Genomic DNA, 15,317 nt, shown 5'->3' with positions numbered 1-15,317 from the left:
CAACCCCATTTAGTGCCTGCGCATTGATCTGTTCTTCGACTCAGTACCGCAGGGAAAACTAAAGCATCATCGCGTTCAGTTGCCCAAATAAGGCGTCCTTGGTATAAACAAGCTGATCCGTATAATATTTCTTGATGGATATTGTTTTTTGTATTGTTGTAATAAGTGATCCCTTCTCGCCTTTCATTATATTTCTCTAAGGTAAAAAAACGATGGTCATCAATACGATAAATCACGGTGGGAGGGCCATAACTTTTAATTTCTTCGTCAATTAAACGCTGTTGTTCGGCTCTATCTTGTTCCGCTTTAATCGCGGCTTTTTCTTTTAAGGATAGACAGCCAGTTAATAACGAGGCACTTAAAATAAACAGTAAGGGAAATTTCAGTTGATGTAATAACATGGGTTATCCTTTTCGTGATGCTGATTCAATAATATTGCTGTCCTTGGTGGTTATAACCATGTTTCAGAAAAGGATAAAAAAGATCTTATTTATTCATTTTTAAAGATAATAAAATTTATTTGTTGTCTTTAAACTGAAAGTTATATTTTTATTCGATAATTTTAGTTATAGCAAGCAAGGTGCTAATTATCAATGTGTTGATTTTATTCTTAAGAAGAAATTCACAAAAAATAAATTTTCACTCCAGTAATAATACGTAATCCAAATTAATGTCATTAGTCTTTAATATATTGAATTAAAATATTAGAGATAGTAAATGTCATTGTTTTCATTTTAAATAATAAATTAAAAATAATATTAAGTATTTATGACGTGATGGAATACTATTTGAAAATTAAAAGTAAATAAAATTGGTACTATTTTATAGTGATATTATTATCTGACTAAACCTACCCTTTAGCTCTAAGGGCTTTTAATGCCACAATATCAGGTTGATTTTTTGCATCTCGAAATAACTTTGTGGATTGTATCACTGCGTCATATTTTCAGTGTGATAGTTTATTGTTGACCATCCATTAGCATTCTGTTTATTTTTCGGGGAAATCATGAAAAAAAGTGCAATATCTATCCTAGTCAGCACTGGTGTATTACTGTCATCAATGGCAGTAGCGAATACCACAGGATCAGAAATCCTTGCTGTACAATCAGGCGGTACACCCAATAAGGTGTATCAAAATAATAAACCGACATTGAAAGTAGCTACCTATAATATCGGTAAAAATGAAGTTTCAGCGGATGTCACCAATTTTGACAAGCTTAACCAAGCAATCAAAAATATCGATGCAGAAGTCATTGTTGTCACTGAAGTTGATAATAAAACGGCACGTAGTAAAAATATTAACCAGCTTGAAGAGTTAGCAAAAGCCAATAATATGCAGTTTGCTTTTGGCAAAGCGCTCGATTTTGATGGTGGGCAATATGGTGTTGGTATTTTATCAAAATACAAAATTGATAAATCACAGGTCGTTAATCTGCCTTCAGGTAATGCAGAACAACGTATTGTTTTATTATCACAGATTACTAAACCAGGGTTTGATTCACCGATTATTATTATGGGAACACACCTTGATTGGCAAAAAGATCCCACTATTCGTATCGGTCAAGTAAGACATATATTAGATGCTGCAATTGGCGATACAGAGACAAGCTTTGATAATATTTCAACATCAATAAAAATATTGGCAGGTGATTTTAACTCTACTGCCAATGAGCAACCAATCCAAGAAATTAACTATTTTTGGAACCCTGTTGAAAAACCAAATAGTGATAAACGTACATGGCCAGCAATTAATCCAGCCATCGATATCGACCATATCTTTACCTTTAAAGGTCAGGTTTGGGATATCAAAAATATGACCATCCCACAAGATTCAGCAACATTTAAATGGTCAGATGCAAGTGATCATCTTCCTGTTATTGCAGAACTAGAGTTACAAGAACAGTAATAAATAAAAACGCCCTCGATATTATTTTCAAGGGCGTTATTCATCAACCAATAAAATAAGCATTAAATCAGATTAAATCCAACCTTTAGCTCTAAAGGCTTTTAATGTAATGACGAAATAGCTCATTTCTTCTGGTGTGCCTAAAGTTAAACGACTCCAACCAAAAGCAGGTGGAAATTCACGGCCGACCATAATATTCGCCTCTTTCATTCTATTTTGATAGGTTTTTACATCGCCTTTAACTTTATGGAATATAAAGTTTGCATGAGAAGGTGCGTATTCAATATTCAACTCTTTTAAGGCATCCACGACCATCTGACGTGAAACATCAATCGATTTACGGCTATATTCCACATAAGCTTTATCTTTCAGTGAGGCTAATGCGGCAACTGCACCTGCAGTATTAGTATTATCAATAGAAACAAAGGCATCAATTTGTGAGATTACTTCTGGGACGGCAACGCCATAACCTACACGTAATCCGGCTAAGGCATAAATTTTTGAGAAAGTACGGGCGACAATCAGATTTTTATATCCTGCAACAACTAACGAAATTGCACTGATAAATTCAGGTGTTGAAACAAACTCAGCGTAAGCTTCATCAATAATAAAAAAGACATTCTCTTTTGCTGATTTTACCCAGTTCGATAATTCTGAGGTAGGCGTTAGCATTGCTGTAGGGTTGTTTGGATTACATAAGTAAACCATGCTAATACCATCAAACTCCTGTGCTTTTTTTTGCATAGTAGCTAAATCAAAAGCCAGAGTACTATCAACAGGAATTTTAACGATTTTTACCCCTAAAGGTTCTGCATAAAGCTCGGCATAGTTAAATGTTGGATCAGGAACAATAAGTTGAACCGCTTTACCTTCTTTTTGAGCTTTGTTGGCTACAAATTGAACGGCTGCTTGAATTGTCTCAGATGAGCCATTACCCAAAGTGATATGTTTATCTGAAAGTTTAAATTCTTTCCCTAATTCGCTAATTAATGCGCTACGTGCATCATCTGGATATCTAAATGCATTAGGTAAGGCATCAATAATTGCTTTTTGAGCGTTAGGCGACATGCCTAATGAGTTTTCATTAAAGTTAAGTAATAGCGGATTTTCTGCGTTAAAAACCAATTTGTTTTTCAATGATTCATTGGCATAAGCAGAGCTAACAAAAGAACTTAATGAAAGACCCCCAATCACTAAGCTTGATGATGTTAAGAATGAACGACGATTCATGTGATGTTTCCCAGGTAACTTATTCTATGTTTTATTAGTTCTCATAGATTACTAAAAAAAAGATAGAAGTAAATAAATATGATAAAAAAATAATTATTTATTCATCTTGTTCTTATGGGAGCAAACAGATAGTCGAGTATTTTTGAGATAAAAATAGGATTATCCCCGTGATCTTTCAGTCTCTATTGCACATTTTTCCGCTTCAGCAATGAGCCAGTTTTTAAACTTATCCTGCTTTGAGTCGTGCATGATTTCGCTTGGAGAGAGCAAGTAGTAGCTTGAGTTATCTTTAACAAAGCCATGTGTGGCGATAAGTTGTTGATCTTTTAATTCATCTTGTACCATAAGAAAAGAGGCAATGGTCGTACCTAACCCAGCAAGGGTAGCCTGAATAGCAAGATAAAAATGCTCATACTGACTAGTATGGGTATAAGTAGATTGTATACCTGAATATTGATACCAATCTTGCCAAGCTTGGGGACGAGAGAGCGTTGTTAATTGCTTATTTGAATGATGGATATTATTAGACTTTACAACAGCACCTATTTTTTCATCACAAATCTTGGTTGCATAAATATTCTTGCTCCAAAAAAAATCATTTCGTCTAAACGCTAAATCGACACCTTCTTTATTAAAATCAATTGCACCACCAGCGGCAACTAAGTGCAACGTGATTTCAGGGTGTAACGCATAAAAATGAGAAAGGCGCGGAATTAGCCATTTCATGGCAATAGTAGGTTCGCATGAAACCACTAACACGGGGTTATTTAAAGGAGAGCGCAAATGGGTGACGGTTTCTTCAAGTTGTTCAAATATTGCTGACGTTGTTTTATATAAATACTGACCAGCTTCATTTAAATAAACTGCACGATTACGGCGTTCAAATAAAGCAATGCCTAATTCATCTTCTAATAGCCGTATTTGTCGGCTTACTGCACTGTGTGTAACATGAAGTTGCTCCGCAGCACTGACAAAACTGCCTGTTTTTGCCGCGCTATTAAAAAAACGTAAGGATGTTAAAGAAGGCATTTTCATAAAAATAAGCCATAAAGTGAGTAATAAAATAGACGATTAAAAATTACAGATATACTGCAAGATAAATCGCTTTTTATTTTTAGTCAAATTAGCAAAATAGAGAGGTTAGGTGGATTAAATAAGTTTTTTATTCAAATAAAATCTTATTTTATGTCACTTTTTATTACATGTAATCAACTCAAATGTGAAAGTAAGGAAAGAAATGAGTGAGCTAATTGCTGTCGCGATGATCACAATATTGGCGGTTATTAGCCCGGGCCCTGATTTTGCTATGGTGACAAAAAATAGTTATTCCTATGGTGTGAGAGTTGGGCTGATTACAGCAATCGGTATTGCGATTGGTGTTCAGATCCATGTCTTTTATACTGTATTTGGTGTTTCTTTTATTATTACAGAGTCGCCGACACTTTTTTTTATAATGAAATTATTAGGGGTGGGGTATTTAATTTATTTAGGCTCTAAGTCATTAACGAATAAAACACAATTGACGGTTGAGAATGCGGTAAATTCGGCCCCTAGTGCGTTTCAGGCATTACGTGTTGGTTTTTTAACGAATGCACTAAACCCTAAAACGATGTTATTTGTTATTGCGCTGTATACACAAGTGGCTAATTTGAGTAATCCACTCTGGATAAATCTTTCTTATGGTATGTTTATCTCTGTTGCTCATTGGGTTTGGTTTAGTTGTGTTGCGTTATTTTTCTCTACGCCTTTATTACGCACAAAAATACTTTCACATCAAAAAATGGCAGATAAAATTATTGGTGTGTTATTAATTCTTTTAGGTATAGGGCTATTGTTTATTTCAGTGAAGTAGAAAATTAATCAAATGAAAAGGAGATCAAATAACGATCTCCTTTTTTTATTTTAAGTTACGATTTAATTTGACTCAGGGAAAGTTAATGTCGATCCTGGAGCTTCACGACTAAGATGAATAAAGTTCAGATGTTTTTCATATTGGTCTAAAATATCAGTAATTACCTGTTCTTTGGTGTAATCCATTAAGTCATTTCCTTGGGTACCTTCCCATAAATAGGTCTCTAAACGGTAATAATCTGATTTACCTCGACGAGCACGATAAGTGAATGCTGGTACTGAATATTTTTGTGGCCAAATTTGATAAATAAAATTTTGCTCTTGGTCAAGATCGACCACAAGCTCTAAATGATGTAAACGTTCATTATCTTCAATTGGATAATAATTGAATTCAACTTTTGCACCACGTAATAAAAGTTCTTTAGCCACATCTTGCATTGCTGGCATACAGGTTAAATCTAACATGCGTTGTGTATAGGTCGTTCCTGGGAAATTCATAACCCGCCCTAAACGCTGTTTCCAATTCATCGTAGTATTACCATAAAGTGGTGCAGGCGCATTGGTATTTAGCGAACTAACACGTCTAAAATCTTCGACTTTTAATGATTTATAAAGTCCTGCCATAATAAAGAAAATAACAAAGCTAAAGGGTAATCCCATTATTATAGTTGTGTTTTGTAAGGCAGAAATACCATCTGCCATTAACATACCTAACGTTAATAAACCAATGGCAATAGACCAGAAAATGCGAAGCCAATTGGGGGCGTCGTTATTAACATGGCTTAATTGAGAGGTGAAATTGCCTAATACTAATGAACCAGAATCGGCAGAAGTGACATAAAATAATAATCCCGTAATTGTGGCGACAGAAGCCGTTAAACCAAAACCGGGATAGAGTTCTAATAATGAATAGAATCCTTTTTCGGGTGCTTCTAATACTGTTTGTGCGAGTGCTTTATTGCCATGGATCACTTCATATAAAGCGCTATTCCCAAAAATGGATAACCATAACAGTGTAAAAACAAAGGGAATAATTAAGGTACCTATGACGAATTGTCGAATTGTTCGTCCTCTTGAAATACGAGCTAAAAAGAGTCCAACAAAAGGTGACCATGCAACCCACCAAGCCCAGAAAAACAGTGTCCAGCTATTCATCCAATCCGTTGGTCTATCAAATGCAAAACTATTTAATGTCATGCCTAAAAAACGATTAGTGTAATCACCGACATTTAATACCAGTGCATTTAATAAAAACTCAGTATCACCTGCAAATAAGATAAATAAAATAAGCCCCAATGCGAGTAATACATTTAATTCAGATAAAATCCTGATCCCTTTGTTAACGCCCGATGTTGCAGAAATAACGGCCATAATAACAGATAATAGAATTAATCCGCCTTGAACGCTCAATCCTTGGGGTAAATCAAAAAGAACTTTTAGCCCATAATTAAGTTGTACAACACCAATACCTAAGGTTGTTGCAATACCAAAAATGGTGCCTAATACCGCAGCAATATCAACTGTATGACCAATTGGGCCATAAATACGATTTCCAAAGATAGGATAAAGTGCAGAGCGTATGGTTAATGGCAAATTGTAACGATAGCTAAAATAGCCCAAAGCGATACCAATAAGTGCATACATAGACCAGCCCGTCAGGCCATAGTGGAATAAAGTCCACACCATCGACTGACGGGCTGCTTCTATTGTTTCACCTTCGCCGGTTGGCGGTAACATATATTGTGTAATCGGCTCTGCTACAGAGAAAAACATCAAATCAATCCCAATACCGGCTGCAAATAACATCGCAGACCAACTTAAAACACTAAATTCAGGTTTTGATTGTTCAGGCCCTAATTTGATATTTCCAAAACGAGATGTGGCAACAAAAATAACAAAAACGATGTATAACGTTGCTGCTAATAGATAGTACCAACCAAAGGTTTTTGATACCCATCCCAGTGTTGCCACAATCCATGTATTTGCTGTTTCTGTCATCAAAATAGTGAAAAAAGAAAACGCTAAAATCAGCGTTGCTGAAGCGAAAAAAACGACAGAATTGAGCTTGTCTTTCTGTGGTTTTTTTGTGCTGTTAAGAGTTGTCATCAGAAATTCCAAAAAATTATTTACCTAAAAGTTAAAAGTTGCATTCTTTGTTAACTAATTGAATTAGTTGCAAAGATTCAAATTTTCACAATATCCTCCTATATCTAAATGTAAATTAATTGTGATAAACAATAGTTAATATTGATTGAATGTTCAATTAAAAAAACGTTTAATGAATGTGTTCAATGTATTTTTTAGGTCTTTAAAACATGCCGAAGATAGGAATGCAGTCGATACGTAAACAGCAATTAATCCAAGCAACGTTAGCAGTGATTAATGAGGTTGGAATGCAAGAGGCGAGCATCGCATTGATAGCTCGAAAAGCCGGTGTTTCTAACGGCATTATTAGTCACTACTTTCGTGATAAAAATGGATTGTTGGAAGCTGCCATGCGCCATATCCAGTATCAATTGGGTTTTGCGGTGGCGATACGTTTAAGAATGTTAAGCGATGCAACACCTAAGCTACGTATCCAAGCTATTGTTGAAGGTAACTTTGATACTACTCAAACCAGTGAAGCGGCAATGAAAACATGGCTAGCATTTTGGGCAAGTAGTATGCATCAGCCTAATTTGAATCGTCTACAAAAGGTCAATGATAGAAGGCTTTATTCCAATTTAAGTTACGAGTTTGGGCGCGTTCTTACTAAAGATCAAGCACGTTTGGCTGCGAAAGGTTTAGCCGCATTAATAGATGGTTTATGGCTACGAAGTGCGTTAAGTAATGCACCATTCTCTCTTGAAGAGGCCAAAACCATTACTAATGAATATATCGATATGCAACTGACAAATCGGAGTCAAATAAAGACTTAAGAAACTAATAATAAAGGAGAAACTATGCCAAACCCACCGTTACATAAACTCTATATTCATGGTGGATATGTTGATTGCGCACAACCGGAGTGTGAACAATTTGAAGCGATTAACCCAGCTAATGGCGAAGTGATCGCCCATTTACAGTCTGCAAGTGAAGAAGATATCAATTGGGCTGTAGAGAGCGCAAAACAAGGGCAAAAAATTTGGCGTGCGATGACGGCTATGGAACGCTCTCGAATTTTACGACGCGCTGTTGATATTTTACGTGAACGTAATGATGAATTGGCTCATTTAGAAACCTTAGATACAGGCAAACCGCTATCTGAAACACGCTATGTTGATATTGTGACGGGCGCTGATGTTTTAGAGTATTACGCAGGTCTTATTCCTGCACTTGAAGGAGAGCAAATTCCACTTAGAGAAACCGCTTTTGCTTACACTCGCCGCGAGCCATTGGGAGTTGTTGCTGGTATCGGTGCATGGAATTACCCCATTCAAATAGCGTTGTGGAAATCTGCACCTGCACTTGCCGCAGGTAATGCAATGATCTTTAAACCAAGTGAGATGACTTCATTAACAGCATTAAAACTTGCCGAAATATACACCGAGGCAGGGGTGCCAAAGGGCGTTTTTAACGTTGTTACAGGAAAAGCGAATGTGGGGCAATGGTTAACACTGCATCCTGATATCGCGAAAGTTTCTTTTACTGGAGGAATTGAAACGGGTAAAAAGGTGATGGCAAATGCGTCTGCTTCAAGTTTGAAAGAAGTAACCATGGAACTTGGTGGAAAGTCACCTTTAATTATTTTTGATGATGCAGATTTAGATACCGCTGCTGATATTGCGATGATGGCGAATTTTTATAGTTCAGGGCAGGTGTGTACCAATGGCACTCGTGTCTTTGTTCCTGAAAGATTAAAACCTGCATTTGAAGCAAAAATTATAGAGCGCGTATCACGTATTAGGATCGGCGCTCCTCTTGAAATGGACACCAATTTTGGCCCACTGGTCAGTTTTCCTCATCTTGAAAAAGTCTTGAATTATATTGAGTTAGGTAAAGCTCAAGGGGCAAGATTACTTTGTGGTGGTCATCGTTTATTAGAAGGAAATTTTGCTCAAGGTGCTTATGTTGCACCTACTGTTTTCACAGATTGCACCGATGATATGAATATCACACAAGATGAAATATTCGGTCCTGTGATGAGTATTCTTAGTTATCAAACTGAAGATGAAGTGGTTTTACGCGCAAATAATAGCGTTTATGGTTTGGCCGCAGGTCTTGTCACCAAAGATCTCACAACAGCTCACCGTGTTATTCACCAATTGGAAGCCGGAATTTGTTGGATCAATACATGGGGCGAGTCTCCTGCAGAAATGCCAGTTGGTGGCTATAAACATTCTGGTGTGGGACGTGAAAATGGGCTTGTTACACTACAGAATTATACTCAAATAAAATCTATTCAAGTTGAACTTGGGGAGTTTTCATCCGTTTTTTAATCCATTCTTTTTTTAATGACTGAAACAGAGGAGATAACAATGGTCTATGACTACATTATTATCGGTGCTGGTTCAGCCGGTAACGTTCTTGCTACCCGCTTGACAGAAGATCCTGAAGTTACTGTGCTGCTCCTTGAAGCTGGAGGTCCGGACTACAGGTTCGATTTTCGTACACAAATGCCAGCGGCATTAGCCTATCCATTACAAGGTAGGCGATATAATTGGGCTTATGAAACAGAGCCTGAACCTTATATGAATAACCGACGCATGGAATGTGGCCGAGGGAAAGGGCTTGGTGGCTCATCATTAATTAATGGTATGTGCTATATCCGTGGTAATGCGATGGACTTTGATGGTTGGGCTAAATTACCTGGCCTTGAAGAGTGGGATTACTTAAGCTGTTTACCTTATTTTCGTAAGGCAGAAAGTCGAGATATTGGCGCTAATGATTATCATGGTGATAAAGGTCCTGTAAGTGTGGCTACGCCGAAAAAAGGCAATAATATCTTATTTAAAGCAATGATTGAGGCGGGTGTACAAGCAGGATACCCAAAAACGATTGATCTTAACGGCTATCAGCAAGAGGGTTTTGGCCCGATGGATAGAACCGTCACACCTAAAGGTCGTCGAGCAAGTACAGCAAGAGGCTATCTTGATCAAGCAAAAGTGCGTAAAAACTTGACGATAGAGACACATGCAACGACTGATATTATTGAGTTTGAAGGTAAAAAAGCAGTGGGTGTCCGTTATTTTTCAGGCGAAAATACCACACCTCATCGTGTTAAAGCCAATCGAGAAGTATTACTTTGCGCGGGTGCAATTGCTTCGCCCCAAATTTTGCAACGTTCTGGTGTTGGGCCTGACAAAGTATTAAACGAATTTAATATTCAGCCAGTACATGTATTACCTGGAGTTGGGGAAAATCTGCAAGATCACTTAGAAATGTATTTGCAGTATGAATGTAAAAAGCCCGTTTCACTTTATCCTGCTTTAAAATGGTATAACCAGCCTAAGATTGGTGCGCAATGGCTATTTCAAGGAACAGGGATCGGTGCAAGCAATCAATTTGAAGCGGGGGGATTTATTCGCTCTAGCGAAAAGTTTGCGTGGCCTAATATTCAATTCCATTTTCTACCCGTTGCCATTAATTATAATGGCACCAATGCAGTAAAAGTGCATGGTTTCCAAGCTCATGTAGGCTCTATGCGTTCACCCAGTCGCGGGCGAGTAAAATTAGCTTCTACAGATCCTCATCAACATCCCAATATTTTATTTAATTACATGTCCACAGAACAAGATTGGGAAGAGTTTCGCTCCGCTATCCGTATTACGCGAGAAATAATGGCACAACCAGCATTAGATGCTTATCGTGGCGAAGAAATTAGCCCAGGTAAACATATTCAAAATGATGAACAACTTGATGCTTTTGTTAGAGAACGTGCTGAAACAGCATTTCATCCTTGTGGCACATGTAAAATGGGAACGGATGAAATGGCAGTTGTCGATGGGGAAGGTCGAGTACACGGCATAGAAAACTTAAGAGTTATTGATGCATCTATTATGCCACTAATAATCACTGGGAATTTGAATGCGACTACAATTATGATTGCAGAAAAGTTAGCTGATAAGGTGAGAGGAATTAAATCTTTACCTAAAAGTCAGGCTAAATATTATATTGCAGGTGATCAAGCTGCAAGAAAAACGAATCTAAGCCTATAAATCAGGGCAGACAAAAGAGGAATGTAAATTCCTTTTTTGTCTTTTCATCATTATTTTCTCTTTGTTGACCTTGAAGTTATATAAAAATTATTTATATAAAATCTAAATATTCAGGAAAAAATATGATTAATTTTTATCATAAGTATTTCTAAATAAAATCACTTTATAAAAGAAATTCAAAATAACGGGATAAATTCAAGTAAAACAACAATTTTTCTGCCATTTCTGTGATGAATATCAACACTCCATAATTGAAGCATTCCATTAATTATAATAAACAGACGACGAAAACGTTTGCATAATATTTTTATGCAGATAGAATTCGTCAGATTTTTTTGGCCTGGTGAAATTAATAGGGGGTTAAAGTGTCTCAGGACAACAATTATAGTCAGGGCCCAGTGCCCATATCCGCAAGAAAGGGGGGATTGGCGTTAACCTTTGTGATGTTGGGATTAACGTTTTTTTCAGCCAGTATGTGGACTGGCGGCGCTCTTGGTACTGGTCTTTCCTTTAATGATTTCTTCCTCGCAGTTCTAATTGGTAATCTTCTTCTTGGTATCTACACCGCATTTCTTGGTTTCATTGGTTCAAAAACAGGTCTTACTACTCATCTCCTCGCGCGTTACTCTTTCGGTATTAAAGGTTCTTGGCTTCCCTCATTTTTACTCGGTGGTACTCAAGTTGGTTGGTTTGGTGTGGGGGTGGCAATGTTTGCCATTCCGGTAGGAAAAGCCACTGGTATTGATATCAATCTTCTTATCGCCATTTCCGGCATTTTAATGACCATCACAGTATTCTTCGGTATTTCTGCTCTCACTATTCTCTCTATCATCGCAGTTCCTGCTATCGCTATTCTCGGAAGTTACTCTGTTTATCTTGCGGTACATGATATGGGGGGACTTTCGACACTAATGGCGATAAAACCGGCTCAGCCATTAGATTTTAATTTAGCGTTAGCAATGGTTGTTGGATCGTTTATTAGTGCGGGTACACTGACTGCTGATTTTGTCCGTTTTGGACGAAACCCTAAAGTTGCTGTCATTGTCGCCATTATTGCTTTCTTCTTAGGAAATACCTTGATGTTTGTCTTTGGTGCGGCTGGTGCGGCTTCACTGGGAATGGCAGATATTTCTGATGTGATGATTGCGCAAGGATTATTACTTCCGGCTATCGTGGTGCTAGGTTTAAATATCTGGACAACGAATGACAACGCGTTATATGCATCAGGATTAGGTTTTGCCAATATCACTGGTTTATCAAGCAAAAAACTTTCAGTAATAAACGGTATCATTGGTACGCTGTGTGCATTATGGCTTTATAATAACTTTGTTGGTTGGCTTACCTTTTTATCTGCAGCAATTCCACCAGTAGGAGGTGTTATTATTGCAGATTATCTGATGAATAAAGCACGCTATAACTCCTTTAATGTTGCTACAATGCAATCGGTTAACTGGGTGGCGCTACTCGCTGTTGCCATTGGCATTATGGCAGGGCATTGGTTACCAGGTATCGTGCCTGTTAATGCCGTGTTGGGGGGAGCAATAAGTTACGCTGTGTTAAATCCAATATTAAATCGTCGTACAGCTCGACAAGCGGAGATAAGTCATGCTGGGTAAAAATATCGAACAAATTAACCATGCTCGTCTAGTTGGAAAAGAAGGTTTATGGCGCATTACGCTAAAAAATAACAAAATTGAAGCCATTGCATCTCAACCTGAAAATGATTTTCATCCTGATGCCTTAGATGCTCAAGGCGGATTGGTTCATGCGCCTTTTGTTGAACCTCATATTCATTTAGATACTACACAAACTGCAGGGCAACCGAACTGGAATCAATCAGGTACGTTATTTGAAGGTATCGAGCGTTGGGCAGAGCGAAAAGCATTGTTAACACATGATGATGTTAAACAACGTGCATGGCAAACATTGCAATGGCAAATTGCTAATGGTATTCAGCATGTTAGAACACATGTGGATGTTTCAGATGCTTCACTTACAGCATTAAAAGCAATGTTGGAAGTAAAAGAAGAAATAAAACCTTGGGTTGATTTACAAATAGTCGCTTTTCCTCAAGAAGGTATTTTATCTTACCCTAATGGCGAAGCTTTATTAGAAGAAGCATTAAAGCTAGGCGCAGATGTTGTCGGTGCGATCCCTCACTTTGAATTTACGCGTGAATATGGTGTTGAATCTCTGCATAAAACCTTCGCTTTAGCACAAAAGTATGATCGTTTAATAGATGTTCATTGCGATGAAATTGATGATGAACAATCGCGCTTTGTTGAAACTGTTGCGGCTTTAGCCCATAAAGAAAATATGGGTTCAAGAGTGACTGCAAGTCATACAACCGCAATGCATTCTTATAATGGGGCTTATACTTCACGTTTATTCCGACTATTAAGAATGTCTGGCATTAACTTTGTGGCTAATCCTTTGGTTAATATTCACTTGCAAGGACGCTTTGATACTTATCCAAAACGTCGTGGTATTACTCGCGTAAAAGAGATGCTAGAAAGTAATATTAATGTCTGTTTTGGTCATGATGATGTCTTTGATCCTTGGTATCCATTAGGTACGGCAAATATGCTCCAAGTCTTACATATGGGATTGCATGTTTGCCAATTAATGGGCTATGGCCAAATTGATAATGGATTACAGTTGATTAGTCATAATAGTGCTAAAACATTGGCGTTAACGGATTATGGTGTTGAAGTAGGAAATAGTGCAAACTTTATTATTCTGCCAGCAGATAACGGATTTGATGCTTTACGTCGTCAAGTACCTGTGCGTTATTCTATTCGCCAAGGTAAAGTTATTGCACAAACAGAGCCAGCAAAAACAGAAATTATGTTAGATAAGCCAACTCGAATTACTTACAAGTAATTTTTAATTTATCTTAATAATGGATCAGTAAATAATAACTGATCCATTATCACCAAATTTTTTATCGCCAAATATAATCCGAAAAGGCCAACATAATCACAGGGGTAGCGATCACATCTGCCACAAGCGTGAGTGGGGTAATGATAATATTACTAGCTAAATTACCTGGTTTAAATGAGTTGCTCTTTTCATAAGTATACAGTTCGACTTTATAATTTTCGTTTAATTTGTCTTTCAATGTCGCAGGCATTTCCATAACGTCTTTCTGGAATACATATCCTTTGATAGGTATTGTTTTCACCCATGAACTGTCATCAGAATTACGTGTTTCTTTAAATCCTAAATTTTTTAATACTTCTGTTTGTTTGTCAGTTAATGTGAATTTTTTACTGATATAAACATGGTAATTTTCTTTAAATTCAATGACATTATCATTTTTTTTGGTAAGTTTTAGTCTAATGATACCTTCAGAATTATCAAATGCTTTCAATGGGATTGTTTTAATGATTTCATTTAATTGCATTAGTTCATCAGCACCTTGAGTTAGTATATAAATATAATTTTCACCTAAGAACCCATACCCAGATCCTGGTAATTGAATGGGCGCTAGATTTTCATTATTTTGATTATATTTAACTCTGAGATTTTTATATTCAAAAGCACCTACTATATTATCATTTACACTGGCCTGTTTTTTGTATTCTGAACCTACGACAGGATTACTATACCAAACAGCACCTGTTACACATCCAGTGGTACTTAAAATTAATAAGCTGAAAAAGAAGAATACTATTTTTTTCATTTTTTATTCTCGAGTTAAATTTATTCAATGATAATAGATTAAACCAGTTAGTTATTTAACACCATGGTTACTGTGTTCATTATTCTCTTTTTATATTAAATGTTCAGTATAATATTTTGTTTTTCTATTTTTAAATAATATAATTTAATTATTAAGGATAATTGCGTATAGAGACAAAAGATATCTTTTATTATTAAGTTTAGAATTTTATTTTTATCATGTATTATACATATGGTTAGACCCTCTCCGTATTACTGCGGCTGCTATCCCTTTAATCTGAGAGGTTTTTATGTCTACACAAAGAGATCGTGGTTGGCGCCAATGTGTTAACCGCAAAAATAAACATCAAGAAATGGGGTGTTCACGAGTGATGTTTAAACCAGAAAAAAAATGGTCTAATTTATATACTCGATCACTCAAAATGACCAGAGCTGCACAACTAGGAATTGAATATCCAAGAATTTCTCGTAGTCAGCGTCGATTAAATGCATTATCTGATAGTGAGTAA

The 15,317-nt window shown here is 36.8% G+C and carries 12 protein-coding genes and 1 pseudogene; 8 read left to right on the top strand and 5 right to left on the bottom strand.

The window, feature by feature from the left end; translation table 11 throughout:
• Nucleotides 1-401: pseudogene (locus tag GWI68_RS08780) on the bottom strand (hypothetical protein); the annotation flags it as partial.
• A gap of 605 nt (nucleotides 402-1,006) precedes the next feature.
• Between GWI68_RS08780 and GWI68_RS08775 the strand changes: the two are divergent.
• Nucleotides 1,007-1,906, top strand: a complete 900-nt coding sequence (locus GWI68_RS08775; RefSeq protein WP_166540029.1) for an endonuclease/exonuclease/phosphatase family protein — start codon at nucleotides 1,007-1,009, stop codon at nucleotides 1,904-1,906.
• Nucleotides 1,907-1,978: 72 nt separating this feature from the next.
• On the opposite strand, the gene GWI68_RS08770 is transcribed toward GWI68_RS08775, so the two are convergent.
• A complete protein-coding gene (locus GWI68_RS08770) occupies nucleotides 1,979-3,136 on the bottom strand; it encodes an aminotransferase class I/II-fold pyridoxal phosphate-dependent enzyme (protein WP_166540028.1) in 1,158 nt (385 codons plus the stop codon).
• Between the two features lie 159 nt (nucleotides 3,137-3,295).
• On the bottom strand, nucleotides 3,296-4,171 hold the full coding sequence (locus GWI68_RS08765) for a LysR family transcriptional regulator (RefSeq protein WP_166540027.1): 876 nt from the start codon (nucleotides 4,169-4,171) through the stop codon (nucleotides 3,296-3,298).
• A 202-nt stretch (nucleotides 4,172-4,373) separates the two neighbouring features.
• Here GWI68_RS08765 and GWI68_RS08760 point away from each other — a divergent pair, with 202 nt between their 5' ends.
• Nucleotides 4,374-4,988: a LysE family translocator gene (locus tag GWI68_RS08760; RefSeq protein WP_166540026.1), complete on the top strand. Its 615-nt coding sequence runs from the start codon at nucleotides 4,374-4,376 to the stop codon at nucleotides 4,986-4,988.
• Nucleotides 4,989-5,050: 62 nt separating this feature from the next.
• On the opposite strand, the gene GWI68_RS08755 is transcribed toward GWI68_RS08760, so the two are convergent.
• Nucleotides 5,051-7,093: a choline transporter gene (locus GWI68_RS08755; protein ID WP_109407622.1), complete on the bottom strand. Its 2,043-nt coding sequence runs from the start codon at nucleotides 7,091-7,093 to the stop codon at nucleotides 5,051-5,053.
• 209 nt (nucleotides 7,094-7,302) lie between these two features.
• On the opposite strand from GWI68_RS08755, the gene betI reads away from it, so the two are divergent.
• From betI to GWI68_RS08730, 5 genes are all read left to right on the top strand, one after another.
• Nucleotides 7,303-7,905: a transcriptional regulator BetI gene (betI, locus tag GWI68_RS08750; RefSeq protein ID WP_109400562.1), complete on the top strand. Its 603-nt coding sequence runs from the start codon at nucleotides 7,303-7,305 to the stop codon at nucleotides 7,903-7,905.
• Between the two features lie 24 nt (nucleotides 7,906-7,929).
• Entirely contained in the window at nucleotides 7,930-9,405 is a 1,476-nt protein-coding gene (betB, locus tag GWI68_RS08745) for a betaine-aldehyde dehydrogenase (protein ID WP_166540025.1), read from the top strand.
• 39 nt (nucleotides 9,406-9,444) lie between these two features.
• Nucleotides 9,445-11,124, top strand: a complete 1,680-nt coding sequence (gene betA, locus GWI68_RS08740; RefSeq protein WP_166540024.1) for a choline dehydrogenase — start codon at nucleotides 9,445-9,447, stop codon at nucleotides 11,122-11,124.
• Nucleotides 11,125-11,489: 365 nt separating this feature from the next.
• Nucleotides 11,490-12,740, top strand: a complete 1,251-nt coding sequence (codB, locus tag GWI68_RS08735; protein WP_166540023.1) for a cytosine permease — start codon at nucleotides 11,490-11,492, stop codon at nucleotides 12,738-12,740.
• Nucleotides 12,730-14,007: a cytosine deaminase gene (locus GWI68_RS08730; RefSeq protein WP_166540022.1), complete on the top strand. Its 1,278-nt coding sequence runs from the start codon at nucleotides 12,730-12,732 to the stop codon at nucleotides 14,005-14,007. Before codB ends, GWI68_RS08730 begins: the two co-directional genes overlap by 11 nt.
• Before the next feature lie 61 nt (nucleotides 14,008-14,068).
• On the opposite strand, the gene GWI68_RS08725 is transcribed toward GWI68_RS08730, so the two are convergent.
• Nucleotides 14,069-14,809 carry a hypothetical protein gene (locus GWI68_RS08725; RefSeq protein WP_166540021.1) on the bottom strand — a complete coding sequence of 247 codons (741 nt, stop codon included), beginning with the start codon at nucleotides 14,807-14,809 and terminating at the stop codon, nucleotides 14,069-14,071.
• Nucleotides 14,810-15,098: 289 nt separating this feature from the next.
• On the opposite strand from GWI68_RS08725, the gene GWI68_RS08720 reads away from it, so the two are divergent.
• Nucleotides 15,099-15,317 (top strand): hypothetical protein, encoded by a 219-nt coding sequence (locus tag GWI68_RS08720; RefSeq protein WP_036912865.1) that lies wholly within the window; start codon nucleotides 15,099-15,101, stop codon nucleotides 15,315-15,317.

The sequence above is a fragment of the Proteus sp. G2669 genome, from assembly GCF_009915245.1.
Classification (GTDB): Bacteria; Pseudomonadota; Gammaproteobacteria; order Enterobacterales; family Enterobacteriaceae; genus Proteus.
The sequence above is the reverse complement of the archived record's forward strand: the minus strand, read 5'-3'. Positions and strand labels throughout refer to the sequence as shown.